This is a genomic window from Rhizobium bangladeshense, from assembly GCF_017357245.1.
GTDB classification, from domain to species: Bacteria; Pseudomonadota; Alphaproteobacteria; order Rhizobiales; family Rhizobiaceae; genus Rhizobium; species Rhizobium bangladeshense.
In genome coordinates this window covers 4,195,116-4,218,635 of record NZ_CP071612.1, presented here as the reverse complement: position 1 = coordinate 4,218,635, position 23,520 = coordinate 4,195,116, and the positions used below count along the sequence as shown (strand labels likewise).

Sequence of the window (23,520 nt, the reverse complement as noted above, 5' to 3'; positions counted from 1 at the left end):
GCAAACGCGACGACGGCCAAAAGGGTTCCCTTTTGGCCGCTCGCCAAACGCCGTGATGTCAGCGTGAAGAAACGCTTTTATCCGAGCGGATATCCCTCTTCGGGATCGGCGACTTCGCTGCCGTTGATCGACAGAGTGTAGCCGCTGGCATTGGACGCTTTTGAGACCGAAATGCGGTATTTGACGCCGCTCCGCTCTACCTCCGCCGCAAAACCGTCCCATTCCGACGGGAGCGACGGGCGCACATAGAGCCGGCCGTCCTTCAAGCGAATGCCGAGAATGCCCTCGACGGCGGCCCGGTAGAGCCAGCCGGCCGACCCAGTATACCAGGTCCAGCCGCCGCGCGACGTATAGGGCTCATGCCCATAGACGTCGGCTGCCACGACATAGGGTTCGACCCGATATTGTTCGGCCGAAGTCTTGTCGAGCGCATGCGTGATCGGATTGAGGATCTGGAAGCAGCGCAGCGCATCGTCGCCGCGCTTCAGTTCCGCGAGCGCCATAACCACCCAGGTCGCGGCATGGGTATATTGCCCGCCGTTTTCGCGTACGCCCGGCGGGTAGGCCTTGATGTAACCGGGATCCCTGGCGGAGTTGACGAAAGGCGGCGTGAACAGCCGGATGATGCGTGCCTCCTCATCGACCAGTTGGTCAAGCACGGCATCCATCGCCTTTTCAGCGCGGGCTGAGTCGCCCTCTCCAGATAGAACGCTCCAGGATTGTGCGATCGAGTCGATCCGGCATTCCGGGCTCTCCTTGGAGCCGAGCAATGCGCCGTCGTCAAACGTGCCGCGGCGATAGTAGCTGCCGTCCCACGCAGCAGTTTCCAGCGCCTTCTTCAATTCGGCGAGATGTGCCGACCAGCGTTTTACACGGGCCATGTCGCCGCGCTCTTCGGCATAGGGGATAAAGGCGCGCAATGCACCGGCCAGGAACCAGCCGAGCCAGACGCTGGTGCCGCGCCCGCCGATGCCGACGCGGTTCATGCCGTCGTTCCAGTCGCCGCCGAGGAACAGCGGCAGACCATTTGCGCCCTTGCGGGCGATGGCGACATCCAGCGCCAGCGCCGCATGTTCGTAGACGCTTGCCTTTTCCTCCGAAATCTCCGGCTTGTAGAAAGAGTCGTGCTGACCTTCGAGAAGAGCGGGACCCTCCAGGAAGGCAAGCTCCTCGTCGAGCACGCTCTTGTCGCCGGTGACGCTGCAATAATGCTGGATCGCGTAGCTCAGCCAGACGACGTCATCGGAGATCAAGGTGCGAACGCCCGCACCCGTTCCCGGCAGCCACCAATGCTGAACGTCGCCTTCCCGGAACTGCCGTGAGGCGGCATTCAGAATCTGCCGCCGGGCGATCGAGGGTTCGTGTAGCAGGAAGGCCAGCGTGTCCTGCAACTGGTCACGGAAACCGAAAGCGCCGCTTGCCTGGTAGAAGGCGGTCCGAGCCATAATGCGGCAGCCGAGGCTCTGATAGGGCAGCCAGGTGTTGACGAGATTGTTCATCCCGCGATCCGGCGTCGAGATCTGCAGCCTGCCGGTGAAATCCCGCCAGAAGGCGCGATTTCCCTCGACGGCATCGTCGAACGAAGACTTGCTTATATCGCCGATCAAGGCGCGCGCTTCTTCTTCCGTTGGCGTATCGCCGAGGAAGAAGGTGAAGTCGCGCTCCTCGCCGGCCCCGAGTTCGATGTCGATCGCCAGAGCCGCAGCCGGATCGCCATCGAGTTCGGTGGCGCCCGAAAGCGGTGCTGCGGAGGTGACGGCGTGGGGCATCTGGATCGTTCCCGCCTTGCCGATGAATTCGCGCCGGCTTGCCGAGAAGCTCGAAAGCGTCTCGCTCGCCGCGAAGAAGGCGGTTCGGTTGGAAAAATCGATGCTGTAGGGATTGGTGGCAAACAGCGCCCCTGTCTCCTCATCATGTCTCGACAGGATGAATGGCGCCGTGCGACCCGGATTGTTGCCAAGCACCCATTCGACGTAACCGTAGAGACGCAGCTTGCGGCCGATCGAGCCGGTGTTGCGCAGGCGCAGGCGCTGCAGCTTTACCGGCTTCTCGCGGTCTATCGTCTGCGTCAGCTCGAGCGCGATCTCGTGCTGAACGGTGGAGAAGACGGAATAGCCCAGCCCGTGGCGGGCTTCGAAACGAATATCCGGCCGGCGCGAAAGCGCTGCGAACGGCGTCATGACGGCGCCGCTTTCGAGATCGGCGAGATAAAAGGCCTCGCCCGAGCGGTTGACCACCGCATCGTTCGACCAGGACGTCAGCTGGTAGTCGCGCGAATTGACGCTCCAGGTGAAGCCTGCGCCTTCGGCAGACACGTGGAAACCGAACCTGTCGTTGGAGATGACGTTGATCCACGGCTGTGGCGTCGCATGACCTCCCGGCAAGCGAACGACATATTCGCGGCCGTCGCGGGCAAAGCCGCCAATGCCGTTCCAGAAGTCGAGGTCGCCTTCCTCCTCGATGGCAACTGCCGGCACCACAGGCGGCGGCACCGGTGCGATGCGCTTGACCGGCGCCCTGTTGCGCTCGGCGCGCTCCATCTCCTGCAGTTCGTCCTTCGAAGGTGCAAAGAGGGCAACGGCGCGGTTGATCTGGTCGACCACCTTACCGTTCTTCGCATGCAGGGTGACACGGGAAGCCGCGATCAGCGCGTTGTAAGTGCCTTCCTCCATCAGGTCCTTGCGAACCGCGAAGATATGCTGGCGCAAGCCGTCGGCCTGGCCAATGCGGCGAACGTTCTCGCACATGGCGTCCAGCGCATGTTGCATATCCTGCGCATAGGAAGAGGCGCGTTCATTCATGATGACCAAATCGGCGGTGACACCGCGCGAGCGCAGATATTCCTGCGCCAGCAGCGCCTCGCGGGCGATATCGAGATCCATGTCGTCGTTGACGCGCAGCGTGAAAATCGGGAAGTCGCCGGAGATCGCCAGCGGCCAGAGCGCCGATTGCGATTGCAGGCCGGCCTCTACGGTCGCCTCATCCTTGCGCAGCTGCATGTCGGGATAGACGAGGTAGCGCCCGAGATGCTGGAAGGCGGCCGCCTGCTGCGAGGTGACGCCGACATGACGCATCTGCACCTGCGTGCGCGTCCAAGCCTGGACGAGCTCATGGTTGAAGGCATCGGGGTGACGGTAGCGGTTGACCGCCTTGTCGACCTCGTCGCGGCTCGGCGCGGCGATTGTCCAGAAGAACACGCTGACCTTCTTGCCGGCCGGCACCCGTACGGTGCGGCGCAGCGACATCACGGCATCGAGCATGAAGCCGTCGCTGCCGGAAAGCGTCGCACCCGGATCGAAGGCCGCCGCATCGGCAAGGCTGCGGCCACGGCCGATGAACTTGCGCCGGTCGGTCTCAAATTCGGTGTGACGGGTGTCGCCGGCATTGTCGACGATCAGATGCGCGATGCTGATGTTCGGCTCGTTCGGATCACGCTTGTTGCGTTCGGCGCGGATGACGTCGCCGCGCTTGCCGATCTCGGTCTTGATGAACATGCGGGCGAATGCCGGATGCGCGTTGTCCGTATCATCAGAGGTGATCACCGGCTCGAGATAGGATGTCACTTCGATGAAACGATCTTCCGTGCCCATGTTGAGCAGGGTGACGCGGCGGGCTTCGGCATCGTGCTCGGTCGCGATGATGCACTCCACCTCGCTCGTCAGGTCGCCGACCGTCTTGGTGAACTGCGCCTTCTCGTCGGCGAATTCGACCTTGATCTTTTCGCCCTCGACACCCTTCGGCTCTGCTGTCGCCGACCACCATTCGTTTGTGGCGGTATCGCGCAGGAAGATGAAGGTGCCCCAGCGGTCTTCGGTCGGATCGGCTTTCCAGCGGGAAACGGAAAGACCATTCCAGCGGGAATAACCAGCGCCCGTCGCCGTCAGCATCAGCGAGTAATGACCGTTCGACAGGAAGACGAGTTCGCGGTCGCGCGAAAGGGGATCACTGATCTTCCTGATTTCCGGCCGCAGCAGATCGTCCTGGATACTGGCCGGCGTATCGGATTCGTGCTTTCCGCTCATCACGGGAATGTCGCGCGGCGCCTTTTCCTGCAGCAGAAGTTCCGCCGCCTCGATGACCGGGTCGGAGTGGAAGAGCTCACGCAGATGGCCGTTGAAGGCGACATTGGCGACGGCCGCGATCGACATGCCGTGATGGTGGGCATAATAGTTGTAGACCACTGCGCATTTCTTGCCTTCCGGCACGCGCGTCGGCGTGAAATCGACCGCGTCATGGAAGCCGAACTTGCCGAGCGCGCCAACCTTGCGCAGCCTCTGCAGGTTTTCGAGCGCGCCCGGCGGGTCGTACTGGCTGGCCAGCAGCGATGCATAGGGTGCGATGACGGCATTGTGGCCGAGGCCGCGCTTGAGACCGAGCGTCGGCACGCCGAAATTCGTGTACTGGTAATTGAGGTTATGGTCGCGGGCATTGAAGGCCGCTTCCGAAATGCCCCACGGGATACCGAGCTTGCGGGCATAGTTCATCTGCTCGACGACGACCAGATTGTTCGTCTGGTTGAGAATACCGCCGCCACGCTCCTGCATGACGAGCGGCGGCATCAGATATTCGAACATCGAGCCGGACCAGGACACCAGCGCGCCGCGTGATCCGACTGGTACGACCTGGCGGCCGAGACGGTACCAGTGTTCCGTTGGCAGATCACCCTTGGCGATGCCGAAGAGACTGGTCAGGCGGCATTCCGAGGCGAGAAGGTCATAGCAGGCCTGGTCGAGCTCGCCGCTTTCGACGCGGTAGCCGATCGACAGCAGGCGCCGTTCCGGCCGGAACAGGAAGCCGAAATCCATCGAGAAGGCGAGATCGCGGGCCTTGTCACGCAAAGCCACAAGGCGCGGCCGGAGCGCATCGACTTTCGAGAGATCGAAGGTGCTGTCTGATATATGCGCCTCACAGACCTTCACCAGCGACGCCGCCCATTGGGTGACCTCTTCGCTCTGCTTCGACTTGACCTCGTGGTCGAGATTGGCGGCAAGCTTCTCGATGTCGCGTGCGAGAACGGCAAGGTTGATGATGCGGATCGAGGCGAATTCGTGCTCGCGCTTGACGGCGGCAAGCGCATTCTGGAAGCCGATGATGCGCTCTTCCAGGCGCCGGCGCAGTGGGCGCACGGTCTTGCGGTCGTCGGGTAGATCCGCCAGCACTTCGCCGAGGATGCCGGCGGTGTCGCCGACACCGTCGAGATTGCCCTGCATGTGGGCCGACGGCGCCTCGGCCCAGTTGCGGCAGGCCGAGGAAACTGCGATCAGGTGACCGGCGAGATTGCCGCTGTCGACGGCAGAGACGTAACGCGGCCCAAGCGTCTGCAGCGTATCGGTATGATACCAGTTGAACAGATGGCCGCGGAATTTCTCCATTTTGTCGATCGTCGCGATCGTCTGCTCCAGCCGCTCGATTGTCTCTTCAAAGGAGAACCATCCGAAATGCCGGCCGGAAACCACGGAGAGCAGGTAGACGCCGATATTGGTCGGCGAGGTGCGCGCCGCCACAATGACATGCGGCGTTTCCTGGATATTGTCAGGCGGCAGATAATTCTGCTCGGGAGTGGTGAAGGTCTCGAAATAACGCCAGGTGCGCCGGGCGATCTTGCGCAGTTCGCTTGAAACGGAGTCGGCGACTTCGAGCCGGTCCTCGGTCTCGGCCGACTGGCTGACATACCAGGCGACGACAGGCGAGAGGATCCACAGCAGCGCGAAGGGGATGCCGACAAGGAAAGCGTTGTCGCCGGGAAGGGCCGCGAAACCGAGCGCCAGCAGTGCCAGCACCGGCGCATGCCACATCTGCTTGTAATAAGAGGCGAGGGTACCTTGCCCGCCGGCCTGAACGCTGGCGGCGGTCCGCCACTGCAGCATCAGCTTGCGGCTGACGAACAGGCGGTAAAGCGAACGGCCGATCGCATCCGCCATCATCGCCGCCGAATCGGCGATGAAGACGATCCGCAATGCGACCTGCGCATTGGCAGCCGTGATATCCGACCAGACGGTATAGAGATGGGCGCGGGCGACGATATCGCTGGTGCGCGGGATGATCCCGTTGATGAGCGACAGCGTCGGCGCCACGAACAGGCAGAAAATCAAGAGAATCTGCCAGACGAGCGCGCCGAGCGGACCCATGAAATACCAGCCGAGAACGGAGGCGAAGAACCAGGCGATCGGCGTCAGCGAACGGCGCAGATTGTCGAACATCTTCCAGCGGCCGAGCGCTGTGACGCCGTATTTCGGATTGAACATATAAGGCAGAAGCTGCCAGTCGCCACGTGCCCAGCGATGCTGGCGCGAGGTCTCGACCTCGTAGCGGATCGGAAAATCCTCGACCAGTTCAAGGTCGGTGACGAGCGCACAGCGCGCCATCGAGCCTTCGAGAAGATCGTGGCTTAGCACTGAGTTCTCCTCGATGCGGCCCTTCAGCGAGGCTTCGAAAGCATCGACATGATAGAGACCCTTACCGGTGAAGGTGCCTTCGCCGGCGAGGTCCTGATAAACGTCTGACACGGTGAAGACATAGGGGTCTAGGCCGCGGTTGATCGAGAAGACGCGCTGGAAGACCGAGGCATCCTTGCCCGTCGTCAGCGAGGGCGTCACACGCGGCTGCAGCACGCCATAACCGCTCTCGACGCGGCCGGTCTTCGGGTTGATGACTGGGCGGTTGATCGGATGATAGAGCTTGCCGACGAGCTTGGTGACGGCATCGCGCATCAGGCGCGTGTCGGCATCGAGCGTCATGACATATTGCACATTGGCCGGGACGGTGTTGGCGCCGGGCAGATAAGTCGTGTCGCGGTCGCCCCGCAACAGCATGTTCAGCTCATGCAACTTGCCGCGCTTGCGCTCCCAGCCCATCCACACGCCTTCCGAGGGATTGTAGAGGCGGCGGCGATGCAGGAGGTAGAAGCGCGTCTTGCCGTCATAGGCGTAACGGGCGGAAAGATTGGCGATCTCGCGCCTTGCATAGTCGAGAACCTCGAGATCGGCGGGCGTTTCCTCGACATCACTGTCCGGCCAATCGCTGAGCAGCGCGAAATAGATTTCCCCGCGCGGATTGGCAAGATAATGAACCTCGAGATTGCGCACCTGGTCATCAACACTGTCGCGGTTCGAGATCAGGCACGGCACGACTAGCAGCGTGCGTGCATCCTCCGGAATGCCTTCCTTGAACTCGTAGCCGACGAGGCGGGCTGGCGTCACGAAGAAGGACAGCAGGGTATTGAAGAGGCCCGTCGCGCCCTCGGACGCCGGCAATGAGAACATGATCAGCAGGACTGCAATCTCGATCGCGCCCATTCCGGCACTTGCCATGAACCTGCCGACGATCGCCATGGCGATGATCGTCAGGAGCATGACAGGCAGCGCGATCGCCAGCCAGTTGAATCGGCGCACGACCCGCACGAAATGCTGGGTGAACGTCGGGCGATAATTCGCCCGCGCCTCGAGTTGCGGCCGTTGCGCTCCGGACAGGAAGCCGCCGACATTCGGCTCATGCGGCTGTGGCTTACCGGAGGCCTTGGCCCCTTCTGTCATATCGAGCGCCAGCTGGGCGATTTGCATTTCCGTCAGCGGCGAGCGCTTGGCCAGTTTTTCAATCTGCTTGCGGTACTTGTTACGCGAGCCGGAATCGAGGATGCCGTAATCCGAATGCTCCCAGAGCAGCTTGTCGACATGGCTGACCTGCTCGACCCAGACCGACCATTCTGTGTCGTCGATCTCGCGAAGGCTGCGGATGATGTTGCCCATCGTCACGTTGCCGGAAGAGAGACGGCTGTGTTCGGCCGTCGTCGCCTCCTCGGTGTTGCGGCCAAGCTCTTCCAGCCGCTGATCGAGCCAGGTGATCGCCAGGCTCGACGTCTGCGAACCGTCACGCAGGCGATAGAGGAACTGGGTCGAGAAGGTATTGTCCTCGGCAAGCGGCTCCAGCGTCTTCAGATAGGCGGCAGCCTTCGCCGGATCCGTCAGGCGCACCAATTCGTCCGCCGCCTCGTTGGCGCGGCGGCGCAGGCGGCGGCTGGCTTCGACACGGCTCGAAATGCGGCGAAGATTTTCCACCAGCACGTAGCGCACGAGCGAGGGCAAAGCCCAGAGTTCGCCGATCCTCAGCGTCTCGCTGGTCTGGAAGCCATCGACCAGGGCCGTCAGGCTTTCCTGCGAGACCGTGCTATGGGTATGGGCGACATAGAGCCAGGCAAGAACCAGCGTACGCGGAATGTCGACGCCGCCGACGCGCATGGTCGGCAATTCGCGGTAGAAGCGGCGAGGAAAGTCGCGGCGCACCTCCTGGATCGCCTCTTCGACAATATAATGATTGTCGAGCAGCCATTCCGCCGCCGGCGTGATCGTCTCGCCAGCCTCGACGTCGGTCGCCGTCGTGCGGTAGACGCGCAGGATTTCCTTCTCGTTTTCCTTATGGCGCGCGAAGAAATCGAAGGCAGCGAAAGCCGGCAGCTTATTGACGCCGTTGCGGGCGACCGCCTCGCCCATCGCCTTGATGTCCTCGATGGAAAGATAGGTCGAGCGGATCGAATCATTGTGATCGATTTGCTTCGTCTCTGATTCGCGGGAAGGGCTCGGAGTAAGATAGGCAATAGACATGGGTTCGGTTCTGGATCCAAACAAAGTTATGGCTGTTTTGCTCAGCCTTTTGCACTGCTTATCATGACTGCTACATGAACGGAGCCCGTTTCTTCGAAGATCGATGAAGCGGGGGTGAATGACGTCTGGCAAGCGATTTAACCGGGCGCGGCCTTGGTCCAGGGCGACCCGAGGGGCGATCAATACCCTCTGCGCAAAACCTTGTCGAAAAGTTGGACACTATCGGGATAATTCAAGTCAAGTCGTGAGCCGAGCGAGCCGGCGCTTGCCAAGCGAGACCGTGTGGTCGCCATCTTGCGGCCGACAGGAGCCTTTCAAAAAGGAGGCTCGCTCGCCAGATCGACGTCTGGCTGCGTTTTGATCGGCTTGCCCCGAGCGCGGACATGCGCCGCACGCATTGGCGAGCGGCGCCTTTCGATGACTTGAAAAGATGAGGGGATGACCAAGGCGTTCGAATCGCCGAAACAGATCGGAAGTCCGCGATTAATAAAGGCGGCAATGGCCGCAGCCTCGGCACCCGCCGAGGCTTATCAGTTGCCATTATCCGAGGATGCCGCAGACCATGGCCACCACGAACAGGAACGCTGCGGTGAAAATCGTGCCATGGAGCACCGTCTGAAGCCTGTCGCGCGTAGCGTGCGGCTTCTTGGTGGAACCATAGTGGTTCACGTGAGTATGCGAAATACCCAGCTCTGCCATATGTCGCCTCCGTTGTTCTCATGCGGCCGGTTGTGCGGCTCGCTGTTATATTTCTTATTCTCTATCAGGTAGGTAGAGATAAATTTCCGTCCAGAGAGAGCGGAAGAGAAAATTCAACCAACTCCTTAGCAGAGTGTGCGCCATGCCCAGATCAAGGAGCGCTCGACGCCGTTCTCGCTCTGCTGCAGATTGGCGGTTTCGATCAGGCGCCGGTCCTGTTCAGCAGGCATGGAGACGGCAATCTGTTCCTTGCGATCGGCTCTAACGGGAGGAACGAGGTAGCCCATGGTCATCCCACCGAGAAAGAACATGCTTCGACCTCCATCGATCACGAAAGCTAACAATCGTTAACAGGATCATGACAGAAGCGGGGCAGCTGTCAATAGTCTAGCTGAATGGTCGTCTTTTAGGGGAACATTATCCTTAACACTGCCGGCGGATCTTTCTTTTCAATAGCTTGAAATGAATTGCGTTTCAGGCTTTGACGAAACCCTTGCTCGCGATCATCAAATTTTTCGTGTAATCCTCCTGGACCGCACCCTTCGCAAGCTGCTCTGAGCTTAATCGTTCGACGACGGCGCCGTTGCGCATCACGGCGAGCCTTTCGCACATGTGGGTGATGACGCCGAGGTCATGGCTCACCATCACGAAGGTGAGTTTGCGGTCGCGGCGGATCTGTTCGAGCAGATTCAGCACCTCCGCCTGCACCGAGGCGTCGAGCGCCGACGTCGGCTCGTCGAGCAGCAGGATCGATGGTTCGACGATCAGCGCCCTGGCGATCGCCACGCGCTGCCGCTGGCCGCCGGAAAGCTGATGCGGGTAGCGGAAACGGAAACCATTGCCGAGACCGACTTCGTCGAGCGCCCGGGCAATGCGCCTGTCGCTGTCGGCAATGGCGTGGATCGCTAGCGGTTCGAGCAGCAGCCGGTCGATCGTCTGGCGCGGATGCAGCGAGCCATAAGGATCCTGAAAGACCATTTGCACACGCCGGTAAAAAGCCTTGCTGCGCTTCGAACCTTTCAGCGCTTCGCCGTCGATGTGAATCGCGCCGCCATTGATTGGCGCAAGCCCGGCAATAGCGCGCAGCAAGGTCGATTTCCCGGACCCGGACTCACCGACGAGGCCGAAGGATTCTCCACGTTCGACGCTGATGCCGACATCCTTCAGCGCATGAAAATGATCGTAGACGACACTGAGATTGTCGACATGGAGGGCTGTGCTCATGCCGACCACTCCGGCCTGCGATCGAGCACCGGCAGCGGATGACGGTTGGCGCCGATCTCCGGCATGCAGTTCAGCAGTCCCCGCGTGTAGGGATGGTCCGCATGTTTGAGATCGGCGGCCGCGAGCTCTTCGACGATCTTTCCCGCATACATGACGATGACCCGGTCGCAGAAGGAAGAGACCAGCCTCAAATCGTGGGAAACGAAGATCAGCCCCATGCCGCGCTCGGAGACCAATCTGTCCATGATTCGGAGAACATCGAGCTGCACCGTCACGTCGAGCGCCGAAGTGGGCTCGTCGGCAATCAGCAGTTCGGGTCCGGCAATCAGCATCATCGCAATCATGGCGCGCTGCCCCATGCCGCCGGAGACCTCGTGCGGATACAGGCCGAAGACGCGGTTCGGGTCGCGGATCTGCACGGCTTCCAGCATGGCGAGCGCCCGCTCGCGCGCTTCCGCTTTGCCGATCTTCTCATGCGTGCGCAGCGTCTCGCAGATCTGCCGGCCGATCGTCATGACGGGATCGAGCGAATATTTCGGATCCTGCAGGATCATGGCGATGCGCTTGCCGCGCAGCCTGCGCCTTTCTCCGACGGACGCCTTGAGGAGATCGATGCCGTTGAAATCGAGCCTGTCGGCCGACACGATCCCGTGTTTCGGCGTCAGTCCCATGATCGCCCGGCCGGTCTGCGACTTGCCGGAGCCGGATTCGCCGACGATGCCGAGCCTTTCCTTGCCGAGCGTGAAGGAGACGCCGCGCACGGCCTCGATCAAGCCGGTGCGGGTGGGATAGCTGACCTTGAGCTTGTCGACCGTCAGAAGCGCCGTCATTGACCGCTCTCCTTCGGATCGAGCGCGTCGCGCAGGCCGTCGCCGAGGAGATTGAAGCCGAGGCTGACGATGAGGATGGCGATGCCGGGCATGGCCGCCACCCACCACTGATCCAGAATGAAGCGCCGGCCTGAGGCGATCATCGCGCCCCATTCCGGCAGCGGCGGCTGTGCCCCGAGCCCGAGGAAGCCGAGACCGGCCGCCGTCAGGATGATGCCTGCCATATCGAGCGTCACGCGCACGATCAGCGAGGATATGCAGAGCGGCATGACATGGCGCACGATGATGCGGAACGGCGAAGCGCCCATCAGCTTCACGGCTGAAATATAATCGGAACGCCGGACCGTCAGCGTCTCGGCGCGCGCGATGCGGGCATAGGGGGGCCAGGAGGTGATGGCGATGGCGATGACCGCATTCTGGATGCCGGGCCCGAGAGCGGCGACGAAGGCGAGCGCCAGCACCAGCTTAGGAAAGGCAAGAAAGATATCGGTGATGCGCATCAGCGTCGCATCCACCCAGCCTCCGGCATAACCGGAGACCGTGCCGACGATCAGCCCGATCGGCGCGGAGATGATGGCGACGAGCACGACGACGAACAGGGTCAATCGCGATCCGTAGATCAGCCGTGAATAGATGTCGCGGCCCTGATCATCCGTGCCGAGCAGGTAGCCGCTCGTTCCCGGTGGCAGCAGGCGGGCATTGCGGAGGTCGCCGACGATGGGGTTGTGCGTGGCGAGGAGATCCGCGAAAGCGGCGACGAGGAGCAGGGCGATGATGATCAGCAGGCCGACGACGGCGAGCCTGTTGGCCGTGAACTGCCGCCAGGTGACGTAAGCGCGGCCGAGACGGGCCTGCCTGCGCGATTGCGGCCGGTCGGAAAGCAGCCATTCGCGGCGGCTCATCGCAGGAGAGGGGCTGGCAGGAGCCGTCATCGGGTTCGCGTCCTCGGATCGAGCGTCCGGTAGAGAAGATCGGACAGAAGGTTGATGCCGATGAAGATCGTCCCGATGACGATCGTGCCGCCGAGCACGGCGTTCATATCGGCGTTCTGCAGCGAATTGGTGATGTAGAGCCCGATACCCGGCCAGGAAAAGACTGTTTCGGTCAGTACCGATCCTTCGAGCAGCCCGGCATAGGAAAGCGCGATGACGGTGACGAGCGGCACGGCGGCATTGCGCAGCGCGTGGCCCCAGATCACCCGCGTTTCCGAAAGCCCCTTGGCCCGCGCAGCGACGATATATTCCTGGGAAAGCTCGTTCAGCATGAAGCTGCGGGTCATGCGGCTGATATAGGCGAGCGAGAAATAGCCGAGCAGCGAAGCGGGCAAGATGATGTGGCGGAAGACGTCATAGAAGACATCCCATTGCCCCTGCCAGGCGCTGTCCAGAAGATAGAAGCCGGTGATCGGCGTGAAGGTATATTCGAAGACGATGTCGATGCGGCCGGGAAAGGCCACCCAGCGCAGCTGCGCATAGAAGATGACGAGCGAGATCAGTGCCAGCCAGAAGATCGGCACGGAATAACCGATCAGGCCGATGACGCGCACGATCTGGTCAGCGATGCTGCCGCGGCGCACCGCAGCGAGAACGCCGAGCGGCACGCCGACGCAGGCGCCGATCAGCGTTCCCAACGTCGCGAGCTCGATCGTCGCCGGCATGACCCGGCGGATGTCGACCATGACAGGATTGGTCGTCAGCACCGAGTTGCCGAAGTCGCCGGACAGGATGCCTTTGATATAAATGTAGAACTGCTGATAGAGCGGCAGGTTGAAACCCATCTCCTGTCGCACCCGCTCGACGACGTGGGTAGGAGCGCGGTCGCCGAGGATGGCGAGCACGGGATCGATCGGCACGACGCGGCCGATGAAGAAGGTGACGGCCAGCAGGCCGAGATAGGTGGTGGCGGCGGCGAACAGGAACCGCCCCAAAGCCTTAGCGAAGGGGCCGGCGCGGCCCTTGCGGGGCCGCGCCTCCCGTGTGGTTTCGATGGTGCTCACGCCGTTAATCCCGCCGGATTATTCCTTGGCGATCGGGCCGACGAAATTGGTGTCGAAGCTCGGACCCAGCTTGAATTCCTTCAGATTCTTCCGATAGCCCGCCACCTCGGTCTGCTGGAAGATGATGACGAAGGGGCTGTTGGCGAGGAACTTCTTCTGGATATCCTCGTACATTGCCGCCCGCTTGGCGTTGTCACGTTCGAGAAGCGCGGCCTTGGCTATCTTGTCGAGCTCCGGCGTCTCCCAGGTGTTGCGCCAGGCGAGCGTCTTCACCGTGCCGGCATCGGAATTATCCGGATTGCTGGTGAAAGTATCGGCGTTGGAATTCGGATCGAAATAATCCGAGCCCCACTGGCCGATATACATGTCATGAGTGCGGGCGCGATATTTGGTGAGCGTCTGCTTGCCGTCGCCAGGGATGATTTCGAGCTTGACGCCGGCCTGCGCCAGCGTCTGCTGCATGGATTCAGCGATACCGGTCACCGGCTGCGTGTTGCGCACGTCCATGGTCACCGAAAAGCCGTCGGGGACGCCCGCCTTGGCCAGCAGTTCCTTGGCCTTGGCGACGTCGAGCTTGTAGGGGTTTTCGTCGAGTGCGCCCAGCTGGCCCTTCGGCAGGAAGGTCTGGTGGACCTCGCCGATGCCCTTGATCAGGGTTGCGCCGATCGCATCATAGTCGACCAGGTACTTGAAAGCCTCCTGGACCTCGGGCTTCTTCAGGTTCTCATTCTTGTTGTTCAGGCTGACATAGTAGATCGTGCCCTTGGGCGCGCTGGTCGTTGCGAGATCGGCATGCTTGGAAACGGCATCGATGTCGCCCGGCTCGAGATTGCGGGCAATGTCGATATCACCGGCTTCAAGCGCCAGCCGCTGCGCCGAACTTTCCTTCATATAGCGGTAGATGACGCGATTGAGCTTGGCCTTGTCACCGTAATAATTGTCATTGCGCTCCAGCACGACGACTTCGTTGGCTCTCCATTCGCGCAGCTTATAGGCCCCGGAGCCGGCATAACCGGTCTTCAGCCACTCATTGCCGAAGTCATTGTCGTATTTGTGCTCGGCATCCGGCGTCACCGCCTTCACATGTTCCATCACGAGCTTCTTGTCGAGGACGGAAGCGACGGTCGCAGTCAGGCAATTGAGCACGAAGCTCGGCGCATAGGCCTTGTCCACGGTGAAGACGAAGGTATTGGCGTCGGCCGCCTTGGCCTTCTCGGTGACATTGTCGCCGGTCAGGCCGAACTGGGTAAGGATAAAGGCCGGGCTCTTGTCGAGCTTGACGGCGCGTTCGAAGGACCAGGCGACGTCTTCGGCGGTGATCGGATTTCCGGAGGCGAATTTCAGGCCGGGCTTCAGCTTGAACGTATAGGTGAGGCCGTCATCGGAAACGCTCCAGCTTTCGGCAAGATCGCCTTTCACCTTGGATGTGTCGGCGAGATCAAGACGGACAAGAAGGCTGTAACTGTTGCTGGTAATCTCGGCCGTCGACAGTTCGAAGGCTTCGCCCGGATCCATGGTGATGATGTCGTCGATGGCAAAACCCTGGACCAGCGTATCCTTGGGCGTTTCGGCAAAGGCGGCAGGTGCCGTCATCATCAGGAGTGAAAGGGCGGCTCCTGCGGAAAGCAGGCGGAAATTGCGGCTGAGCTTGGCGATCATCATAGTTTGTTCCCCTGTTCTTGATCGATTACGAAGCTTTTTTTAGTCATTTCCCGTGAAAACTATTGTCCGTTTCCAGAGCGTCCAGAGGTGCGCGGCGCTTTAGGCGCGGCCCTCCCGCCACGCTTGCGCCAGAATACGAAGCCAATTTTCACGGGCAAGTTTCGTCAGGTCGGCTTCACCATATCCAACCTCCCGGAGAGCGGCAATCAGCTTCTGATTGCCGGACGCATCGCCGATTTCCTCGGGAATGGTGGCGCCGTCGAAGTCCGATCCGAGCGCCACACATTCGATGCCGATGCGATTCACCAGATAGTCGATGTGACGGACGACATCGGAAAGCGGCGTATCGCTGTCCGAGCGGCCGTCGTCACGCAGCATGGCCGTCGCATAATTGATCCCGACGAGCCCGCGGCTTTCACGGATCGCGTCGAGCTGCCTGTCCGTCAGGTTGCGCGCGACCGGCGTCAGCGCGTGGGCGTTGGAATGGCTGGCGACCAGCGGCTGGTCCGTCGTTTTCGCCACGTCCCAGAAACCCTTCTCGGTGATATGGGCAAGGTCGATCAGGATGCCGAGGCGATTGCATTCCCTGACGAGCGCGAAGCCGGCATCGGTCAGGCCGGGGGCTGTGTCTGGCGACATCGGGAAGGCGAAGGGCACGCCGTAACCGAAGACATTGTGCCGGCTCCAGACCGGCCCGAGCGATCGCAGCCCCGCTGCATAGAATACATCGAGCGCCGAAAGGTCGGGGCCAATCGCCTCACAGCCTTCCATATGCATGACGGCGGCAAAGATGCCGTCCTGCATGGCGCCGCGGATGTCCTTAACCGTACGGCAGAGCCGCCAGGCGCCTGCCTGGTCGAGCCGCAGGGCGATCGCCGCCATTTCGGTGGCGATGGCAAGCGACGGCAGCGGATCGAGAGGAGCCGCCATCGGCGTGATGTAGCGGCCATCGGCATCCGGATCGGCGAAGACAAGATCGCCCGAGGGAATGTAGATGGCGCAGAGGCCGCCTGAGAGGCCTCCTTCCCTGGCGCGACGCGCATCGATATGGCCGGTCGTCGTTCCGTCTGCGAATTCCGCGATCGGGTCGCTGCCGTCTTTTGAATGTGTCCAGAGCCGGAGGAGAACGTCGTTGTGACCGTCGAATACGAATTGCATCTGTCTTCCTGCGCTGCCCGAGGCGGGCGTATGGCGTGGCAGAATAGAAAAGCTGGCGGGATTCGCCATCCCTTTTTTAAAAAATCTGTCGTCGCCTCCAAGAGCTTCGCCGCAAATGGAAACGGGGGCCGAAGCCCCCGCAAATAATCGGTTCGCGCTGCCTGAGATCAGTGCTTGCGCCTTTTCTTCTGCCTGTAGACGTCGATGACGACGGCCGCGACGATGATAAAGCCCTTGACGATCTCCTGGTAATAGGCGTCGATCCTGAGGAAGGTGAAGCCCGAGGTCATGACGCCGAGAATGATGGTGCCGATGACGGTGCCGGTGATGCGCCCGACGCCGCCGGTGAGGGAGGTGCCGCCGATGACGGTTGCGGCGATCGCGTCCAACTCATATCCGACGCCCATGCTTGCCTGCGCGGTTTCCGCGCGTGCCGCCGTGACGATGCCGGCGAGACCAGCAAGCAATCCAGCGATCACATAGACTTTGACGAGGTGCGCTTCGATGTTGATACCGGAAACGCGGGCGGCCTGGGGGTTCGCGCCGATGGCGTAGGTGAACTTTCCATAGCGTGTGTAGCGCAGTGCGATATGGAAGATCAGCGCAACGAGGAGGAAGACGACGACCGGCCACGCTTTCGTTCCAATGAAATGAAACTGTTCGGTGATCCCGGAAACCGGCTGTCCCTTCGTATACCACTTGGCAACACCTCTGGCCGAAACGAACATGCCGAGCGTTGCAATGAACGGCGGGATCTTCGTGTAGGCGATGAGCGCGCCGTTCGCCAGACCGGCGGTCGCCCCGATCAGCAGGCCAATCATGATGGGCACGACAGCCGGCAGGTCGGTCAGCGAGGGGAAGACGGCCCGCCCCCAGGTGGAGGACTGGGCGAAACTTGTTGCGATCATCGCCGTCATGCCGACGACCGAGCCCGACGAAAGATCGATGCCGCCTGTTATGATGACCTGCGTTACGCCGACAGCGATAATGCCGATGACCGAGACCTGCAGGATCATGATTGTCAGGCGCTGCGAATTCATCAGGAAGCTTTGGCCGATGAACATCCAGCCGAGCACTTCGTAAATAAGCGCGATGCCAACGAGCACGAGGAAAATGCTAAGCTCAGTCGGCATGCGCCGCCGCCTTTGCCGGGTTGCGAGCGGCGCCGCGCCCTCTGCTGCCTTGGTACTCATGTCAAACCTCCCTTCGGCGATTGCAGGCGGCGCATCACTGCGCAGCCAGCTCCATCACCTTGATCTGCGTTGCTTCATCGCGATTGAGGAAACCGGTCACGCGTCCTTCATGCATGACCATGATGCGGTCGCTCATGCCGAGAACCTCGGGCATTTCGGATGAGATCATGATAACCGCCACGCCGTTTCTCGCCATTTCCGTGACCAGCCGGTGGATTTCCGCCTTGGCGCCGACGTCGATGCCGCGCGTCGGTTCATCGAGGATCAGGATCTTCGGATGGGTGAGCAGCCAGCGCCCGATCAGGACTTTCTGCTGATTGCCGCCCGAAAGGTTTTCCACCCGCTCGTAAAGATTGGGCGTTTTCACGCGCAGCCTTTTCGCCATGTCTTCGCAGGTCGCCTCGAGCGCTCCCTGCTGCACGAAGCCGCCCTTGACATATTTGTCCTGAAGGACAGCAATCTGCATGTTTTCCAGAATATCCAGGATCAGCAGGCAGCCGGTGTCTTTCCGGTCCTCTGTCAGGAATGCCATCTGGTGACGGATGGCCTCGGTCGGCGAGGAAATCGTCACCGGCTTGCCGAACAATTCGATCGTCCCGGAGCTTGCCGGCGTCACACCGAACAGCGTTTCGGCGACGTTCGATCGTCCCGAGCCGACAAGGCCGGCCACGCCGAGAATCTCGCCGGCCCTGACCTCGAAGGAAACATTGCGGAAGACGCCGCTGAGACAGAGATCTTTGACGGACAGCACCACCTCGCCGATCGGAACGTCTTCTTTCGGAAACATCTGCGTGATCTCGCGCCCGACCATCATGCGGATGATGTCGTCGCGGGTGACGTCGGTCGAGGCATGCGTGCCGATATATCGGCCATCGCGGAAGACGGAAAACTCGTCGGCGATCTCGAAAAGCTCGTTCATCTTGTGGGTGATGTAGACGATGCCGATGCCCTGGGACCTGAGGTCGCGGATGATGCGGAAAAGATGTTCGACCTCGCGCTCCGTCAGGGCTGAAGTCGGCTCGTCCATGATGAGGACATCGGAATTATAGGAAACTGCTTTGGCGATCTCGACCATCTGCCGGTTGGCGACCGACAGGTACCGGACCTCGATATCGGGATCGATATCGATGTTAAGCCGGGCAAAAAGCTCCTCGGTCATACGATGCATCACGCCGTGATCGACGAAGCCGAGGCGGTTCTTTGGTTCGCGGCGGATCCAGATGTTTTCAGCAACCGTCATGAACGGCATCAGGTTCAGCTCCTGATGGATCATGGCAATGCCGTTCTCCAGCGCGTCGAGCGGAGATTTCAGCCGGATCTCGACACCTTTGAGGCGAATATCGCCTTTATCGGGCGTATAGATACCGGCGAGGATCTTCATCAATGTCGATTTGCCGGCGCCGTTTTCGCCCATCAGCGCATGCACGGAAGCCCGCTTCAGCCGAAACTGCACGTCATCGAGTGCGACGACGCCGGGAAACTCCTTGCGAACGCCCTCGGCGCTCAAGAGAAACTCCGCATTCGGAACGGCGCCGCTCGCACGCACGGCTGCCATGGTTGTCGGACTGACGGCCATATCATCTCCTCCGGATACGGACAGGCTGAAAAGATGCGGGCAGAGCCCGCATCCTGTTTGGCACTCGCCTCAGTTCTTGGCGACGAAGTCCTTGACGTTTTCAGGCGTGACGAGCTGGAAGGGGATGTAGACCTTCTTCTCGACCTTTTCGCCTTTGGCAATCTTGAGCGCCGTATCGAGCGCGCCCTTGCCCTGGCCAGCGGCGTCCTGGAACACGGTGACGTCGAGGTCGCCTGCCTGCATGGCGGCAAGCGCGTCCTGGGTGGCGTCGACACCGCCGATGACGACCTTGCTCATATCCTTGCCCGCTGCCTTCAGCGCCTGGATGGCGCCGATTGCCATTTCGTCGTTGTTGGAGATGACCGCGTCGAACTCGATGCCGCTGGAGAGCCAGTTGGTCATAAGGTCGGCGCCCTGGGTACGATCCCAATTGGCCGTCTGCTCTTCGACGATCTCGATGCCCTTGCACTCGTCGGTCTTGATGACGTCATGGATGTCCTTTGTACGCATGCGCGCAGCCTGGTTGGAAAGCTCGCCCATGATGACGACGGCTTTGCCCTTGCCGCCAAGGATGCGGCAGATTTCCTTGGTTTCCAGTGTGCCGGATTCCTGCTCGTTGGAAGCGACGAAAGCCTGCTTGTCCGGAAGTGTGTCGACGTTGACCGGCTCGCGGTTGACGTAAACCAGCGGAATGCCGGCATCGGCGGCAAGCTTCGACATCGCGGTCGTGGCGTCGGTGTCGACGGGGTTAACGATGATTGCATCGACCTTGGAGGCGATGAAATTCTGGATCTGGCTCTGCTGCTTGGAAACGTCGTTTTGCGCGTCTTCGACCTGCAGGGTAACGCCATCAAGCGTCTTCGCATAATCGGTCATGCCGTTGCGAAGAACGGTCAGGAAGTTGTCGTCGAACTTGGCCATCGACACGCCAACCGTTTCCGCATGGGCCGCCGTCGACATGACGAGCGCCATCGCGGTGCCCAGGATAAACTTTTTCATTTTACTTCCTCCACAAAGTGGTGCCCGGCTGCACCCTCCTCACGCCGGAGCTCCAGGCATCTGCCCTGAAGCCGCAGTCTGCTGCGCCGCCTCTCCCGCGGCGTTCCGAAAACGGAACAAACAAACCGTAAAATTTGTTATGCGGAATATTTATTCCATTTTCTGGGAACCGCGTCAAGTCTCTCTTTAAAGGCGATGGGATATTCAGCGGGCGATGGATCGGATTGCTGACCGTCCGGCGTTGTGTAAGGCGGGATCAGCATCCATCTATGGGAAGCTCGAAGACAGGCTCACCGCCGCAGGCCCTTCGATATCCGCCGCGGCCGCTCATTTGAAGATTTTGGAGACAGGACTGATGTCCATTTCGATCTACCGCCTTACCGTTCCCATGTTCCAGCGCGGCCTCGCCAGCCTGAAGACATATCTCGACAAGGCTGAAGCTTATGCGAAGGAGAAGAATATCGACCCTGCGATCCTCGTCTCCGCTCGACTTGCGCCCGATATGCTGCCGCTCGCAGGCCAGTATCAGCGGGCCAGCGACAGCGCCAAGTTCACGCTCGCACGCCTGACGGCGACCGACGCTCCGAAGTTCGATGATAACGAGACGACGATCGAACAGCTGCGCGAGCGCCTGGCGAAGACCGAAGCCTATCTCGCCAGCTTCTCCTCTGAGGCGCTGGAGGGCGCGGAAAGTCGCCAGATCACTCTGCCGGGCAAGAGCGGCGCCGTGCTGCCCGGCGACGAATATGTCGCCTCCTTCGCGCTACCGAACTTCTACTTCCACGTCGCCACCGCTCATGCCATCCTGCGTAACCAGGGCGCGCCGATCGGCAAGCGTGACTATCTCGGTTGATTCAAGGCAGCTCCAGCAAAAGTGCACAACGGCCTGCTGGAACTGCGCAAAAATTAAAGAGCATCGCCGTCATTCCAAGAAGAGGGAAATGCTCTACCGGGGCCGGCGCGTCACCGGCCCCCTTTCCGTCAGCTCGGTATAAGCAAGCGTCTGGTCGAGATGGCGCGCTCTCAGCGAGAGCAGCTTCTCGGCATATTCAAGCCGGGTCGCCGCATAGGCCGGATCAGCCGCGACGTCTTCGAGTTCCATAGGGTCGTCGCTGAGATTGAACAGCAGCGGCGGCAGTGCGGCGAAATGCACATATTTGAACCGACCATCGCGGATCACGGCGAGATTGCATTGGTTGGACTTCAGCCCGAAATGCCGCTCGGCTTCCCCCTTGGCAATGTCGCGAAAATCGAATTCCCAGAATATCGCGTCGCGCCAGCCTTCCGCGCACCCGCCCCTGATGAACGGCATCAGCGACCGGCCGTCGAGTCCATTCTTTGCCTCGATGCCGAGCCTATCGCAAAGCGTGGGAAAGATATCGGCAGCGCTGGTGAAGTGGTCGACGATACCGCCGGCCGCACCGTTCGCGGGATCGCGGATTATCAGCGGGATATGGTAGCTGCCGTCGAAGAAGCCACCCTTGCCGAGCGTCCAGTGGTCTCCCGCCATCTCGGCATGGTCCGAGGTGAAAACGACCAGCGTATCGTCCCAAACGCCCGCATCCTTCAGCGCCTGCCAGATCCGGCCGAGTTGCGCGTCGACCTCTGACATCATCCCGTAATAGATCGCCCGGATCGCCGCGAAATCCTCGCCACTCCAGGCGCTGAGCGGCCCTTCCGCCCGGTGAATGAAGCTGCCCTTGTCGGAGAGCGGCATGGAATAGGCGAGATAGGGATGGGCTTCCTGTTCCGCTTCGCGATTTTCCGCGCGCGCAAAAGCCGGCCCGTCATCCGGCTTATACATCCGGTTGAACGGCTCCGGCACGGAAAATGGCGGATGCGGACGCAAGAAGGAGACATGCGCAAACCACGGCCGGTCCTGTTCGCTCATCCAGCGAATGAATTCGCCGGCCAGGAAGGCGGTCTGGGTCTCTTCGCTGGAATAGGCTGGCGCCGCATCAGAAATTTCGCCGGCTTGCGCACCGACAGGAATGTGGATGTCGCGGCTGACGGCATTTGCATGGCCACGTGACCGGAGCCATGAGAGCCATTGCCGCTCATGCTCGGGCAGGAGCTGGCGAGCGGTAAAACCCGGCAACACGCCCTCATAGGTCGTCAGATGCGGGTCAGCCGCATCCATGCCGCGCGGGTCGGGCGCCGTGTCGGTATAGCCGAACAGCGTCGGATCGTATCCCGCCCGCCGGGCCGCCAGCGCCAGATTGTCGAAGCGGGCGTCGAGCGGCGAACCATTGCGGCAGACGCGGTGGTTCATCTGATAAAGGCCGGTATAGAGCGTGGCCCGGGCCGGCGAGCAGGGGGCCGCCCCGGCATAGTGCCGCCGGAAGAGCGTGCCTTCGCGCGCCAGCGCATCGATTTCAGGTGTTTTCACACAAGCATGGCCGACCGCCGACAGGCAGTCGCCACGCCATTGGTCCGCGGTGATCAGCAGAATATTGGGCCGGCGGAGCTTCTCAATGCTTTTTAGCTCAATGCTGGTTGGATTTTGCATGCCAGTTCCAGGCGGAACGAATGATCTCGGACAGATCATACTGCGGCACCCAACCGAGCACGTCGCGCGCCTTGTCGTTGTTGGCGACCAGCGTATGCGAATCCCCCTCACGCCGGCCGATGTATTCGACCGGGAAGGGTCGGTTCGACACGTCCTCGATCGCCCCGAGCAATTCCTTGACCGTCGTGCCCGTGCCTGTGCCGAGGTTGAGTGCAACGGAATCGCCGCCCTTCAGCAGATATTCGACGGCGCGCACATGTGCGTCGGCAAGATCCAGCACATGGATGTAGTCGCGCACGCAGGTGCCGTCGCGCGTCTCATAGTCGCTGCCGAACACCTTGAAGCCCTGGCGACGGCCGAGGGCGGCGTCGATCGCCAAGGGAATTGCATGGGTTTCCGGCTGGTGCCACTCCCCGATCCGGCCTTCGAAATCGGCGCCGGCCGCATTGAAATAGCGCAGCACCACGGAGCGCAGGCTCTTGTACTGGTCGTAATCGGCAAGCGCCTGTTCGACGATATATTTCGTCCGGCCGTAGGGATTGATCGGCACCTGCCGGTGCGTCTCATCGAGCGGCACGCTCTGCGGCAGGCCATAGGTGGCGCAGGTGGAGGAGAAAACGAAGGCGTTGACGCCGGCCGCCTGCGCCGCCGACAGCAGCGTCAGAGTGCCGATCACATTGTTTTCATAGAAGGAAACCGGATCCTTGACCGATTCGCCGACTTCGATCAGCGCCGCGAAATGTAGGATGGCCGACGGCTTGTGCTTGGCCAGCACCTCATCCAACCGGGCGCGATCGCGGATATCGCCCTCCTCGGCCGGGCCCCATTTGACAAACTCGCGATGGCCGTTCGAAAAATTGTCGAAGACGACAGGACGGTAGCCCTTGTTCGCCAGGTCGAGGCACGTATGCGAGCCGATATAACCGGCGCCGCCGACCACAAGAACCGTTTCACCTGCCATGCGCCACCCTTTTTATCAGTGAGAGATGGGAGAAACCTAGACGAGATAGACGTCAATAAAAAGAAGGAACTGCGATCGGGGCGAGCGCGCAATACGTCAAATGCCGAATTCGGCGG

Annotated in this window: 15 protein-coding genes; 1 reads left to right on the top strand and 14 read right to left on the bottom strand. The window is 61.1% G+C overall.

Annotation, left to right across the window (positions count from 1 at the left end):
* Positions 1-77 precede the first annotated feature (77 nt).
* The 12 genes from J2J98_RS20330 to J2J98_RS20275 form a co-directional block, all read right to left on the bottom strand.
* On the bottom strand, positions 78-8,597 hold the full coding sequence (locus J2J98_RS20330) for a glycoside hydrolase family 94 protein (protein ID WP_207601956.1): 8,520 nt from the start codon (positions 8,595-8,597) through the stop codon (positions 78-80).
* Positions 8,598-9,137: 540 nt separating this feature from the next.
* Positions 9,138-9,296, bottom strand: coding sequence for a hypothetical protein (locus J2J98_RS20325; protein WP_167358964.1), 159 nt, complete (start codon positions 9,294-9,296; stop codon positions 9,138-9,140).
* 125 nt (positions 9,297-9,421) lie between these two features.
* On the bottom strand, positions 9,422-9,607 hold the full coding sequence (locus tag J2J98_RS20320; protein WP_207601955.1) for a hypothetical protein: 186 nt from the start codon (positions 9,605-9,607) through the stop codon (positions 9,422-9,424).
* A gap of 163 nt (positions 9,608-9,770) precedes the next feature.
* Positions 9,771-10,520, bottom strand: a complete 750-nt coding sequence (locus tag J2J98_RS20315) for an ABC transporter ATP-binding protein (protein WP_138396408.1) — start codon at positions 10,518-10,520, stop codon at positions 9,771-9,773.
* On the bottom strand, positions 10,517-11,350 hold the full coding sequence (locus J2J98_RS20310; RefSeq protein WP_207601954.1) for an ABC transporter ATP-binding protein: 834 nt from the start codon (positions 11,348-11,350) through the stop codon (positions 10,517-10,519). The genes J2J98_RS20315 and J2J98_RS20310 overlap by 4 nt, the downstream gene beginning before the upstream one ends.
* On the bottom strand, positions 11,347-12,282 hold the full coding sequence (locus tag J2J98_RS20305) for an ABC transporter permease (protein WP_064708051.1): 936 nt from the start codon (positions 12,280-12,282) through the stop codon (positions 11,347-11,349). Before J2J98_RS20305 ends, J2J98_RS20310 begins: the two co-directional genes overlap by 4 nt.
* A complete protein-coding gene (locus J2J98_RS20300; RefSeq protein WP_138396405.1) occupies positions 12,279-13,346 on the bottom strand; it encodes an ABC transporter permease in 1,068 nt (355 codons plus the stop codon). The genes J2J98_RS20305 and J2J98_RS20300 overlap by 4 nt, the downstream gene beginning before the upstream one ends.
* An 18-nt stretch (positions 13,347-13,364) precedes the next feature.
* The gene (locus J2J98_RS20295) at positions 13,365-15,008 is read right to left on the bottom strand and encodes an ABC transporter substrate-binding protein (RefSeq protein WP_207601953.1); all 1,644 of its coding nucleotides are present in this window, start codon (positions 15,006-15,008) and stop codon (positions 13,365-13,367) included.
* 99 nt (positions 15,009-15,107) lie between these two features.
* Positions 15,108-16,166: a dipeptidase gene (locus J2J98_RS20290; RefSeq protein ID WP_138396403.1), complete on the bottom strand. Its 1,059-nt coding sequence runs from the start codon at positions 16,164-16,166 to the stop codon at positions 15,108-15,110.
* 167 nt (positions 16,167-16,333) lie between these two features.
* Complete coding sequence (locus J2J98_RS20285; RefSeq protein WP_064708047.1) at positions 16,334-17,359, bottom strand: ABC transporter permease; 1,026 nt, start codon at positions 17,357-17,359, stop codon at positions 16,334-16,336.
* Positions 17,360-17,393: 34 nt separating this feature from the next.
* Positions 17,394-18,935, bottom strand: coding sequence for a sugar ABC transporter ATP-binding protein (locus tag J2J98_RS20280; protein WP_138396402.1), 1,542 nt, complete (start codon positions 18,933-18,935; stop codon positions 17,394-17,396).
* 69 nt (positions 18,936-19,004) lie between these two features.
* On the bottom strand, positions 19,005-19,934 hold the full coding sequence (locus tag J2J98_RS20275; RefSeq protein WP_064708045.1) for a sugar ABC transporter substrate-binding protein: 930 nt from the start codon (positions 19,932-19,934) through the stop codon (positions 19,005-19,007).
* Positions 19,935-20,289: 355 nt separating this feature from the next.
* Here J2J98_RS20275 and J2J98_RS20270 point away from each other — a divergent pair, with 355 nt between their 5' ends.
* On the top strand, positions 20,290-20,787 hold the full coding sequence (locus J2J98_RS20270) for a DUF1993 domain-containing protein (RefSeq protein WP_207601952.1): 498 nt from the start codon (positions 20,290-20,292) through the stop codon (positions 20,785-20,787).
* Positions 20,788-20,880: 93 nt separating this feature from the next.
* Here the strand turns inward: J2J98_RS20270 and J2J98_RS20265 are convergent, their stop codons facing one another.
* Both J2J98_RS20265 and galE read right to left on the bottom strand, forming a co-directional pair.
* The gene (locus J2J98_RS20265) at positions 20,881-22,443 is read right to left on the bottom strand and encodes an alkaline phosphatase family protein (RefSeq protein WP_207601951.1); all 1,563 of its coding nucleotides are present in this window, start codon (positions 22,441-22,443) and stop codon (positions 20,881-20,883) included.
* Positions 22,421-23,404: a UDP-glucose 4-epimerase GalE gene (gene galE, locus J2J98_RS20260; protein WP_064708042.1), complete on the bottom strand. Its 984-nt coding sequence runs from the start codon at positions 23,402-23,404 to the stop codon at positions 22,421-22,423. Before galE ends, J2J98_RS20265 begins: the two co-directional genes overlap by 23 nt.
* Between the last annotated feature and the right edge of the window lie 116 nt (positions 23,405-23,520).

Coding starts and splice junctions, on each gene's coding strand:
- J2J98_RS20325 (WP_167358964.1), bottom strand. CDS start 9,296: ATGGCAGAGCTGGGTATTTCGCATACTCACGTGAACCACTATGGTTCC.
- J2J98_RS20265 (WP_207601951.1), bottom strand. CDS start 22,443: ATGCAAAATCCAACCAGCATTGAGCTAAAAAGCATTGAGAAGCTCCGC.
- J2J98_RS20295 (WP_207601953.1), bottom strand. CDS start 15,008: ATGATGATCGCCAAGCTCAGCCGCAATTTCCGCCTGCTTTCCGCAGGA.
- J2J98_RS20310 (WP_207601954.1), bottom strand. CDS start 11,350: ATGACGGCGCTTCTGACGGTCGACAAGCTCAAGGTCAGCTATCCCACC.
- J2J98_RS20285 (WP_064708047.1), bottom strand. CDS start 17,359: ATGAGTACCAAGGCAGCAGAGGGCGCGGCGCCGCTCGCAACCCGGCAA.
- J2J98_RS20275 (WP_064708045.1), bottom strand. CDS start 19,934: ATGAAAAAGTTTATCCTGGGCACCGCGATGGCGCTCGTCATGTCGACG.
- galE (WP_064708042.1), bottom strand. CDS start 23,404: ATGGCAGGTGAAACGGTTCTTGTGGTCGGCGGCGCCGGTTATATCGGC.
- J2J98_RS20330 (WP_207601956.1), bottom strand. CDS start 8,597: ATGTCTATTGCCTATCTTACTCCGAGCCCTTCCCGCGAATCAGAGACG.
- J2J98_RS20320 (WP_207601955.1), bottom strand. CDS start 9,607: ATGTTCTTTCTCGGTGGGATGACCATGGGCTACCTCGTTCCTCCCGTT.
- J2J98_RS20315 (WP_138396408.1), bottom strand. CDS start 10,520: ATGAGCACAGCCCTCCATGTCGACAATCTCAGTGTCGTCTACGATCAT.
- J2J98_RS20290 (WP_138396403.1), bottom strand. CDS start 16,166: ATGCAATTCGTATTCGACGGTCACAACGACGTTCTCCTCCGGCTCTGG.
- J2J98_RS20270 (WP_207601952.1), top strand. CDS start 20,290: ATGTCCATTTCGATCTACCGCCTTACCGTTCCCATGTTCCAGCGCGGC.
- J2J98_RS20280 (WP_138396402.1), bottom strand. CDS start 18,935: ATGGCCGTCAGTCCGACAACCATGGCAGCCGTGCGTGCGAGCGGCGCC.
- J2J98_RS20305 (WP_064708051.1), bottom strand. CDS start 12,282: ATGACGGCTCCTGCCAGCCCCTCTCCTGCGATGAGCCGCCGCGAATGG.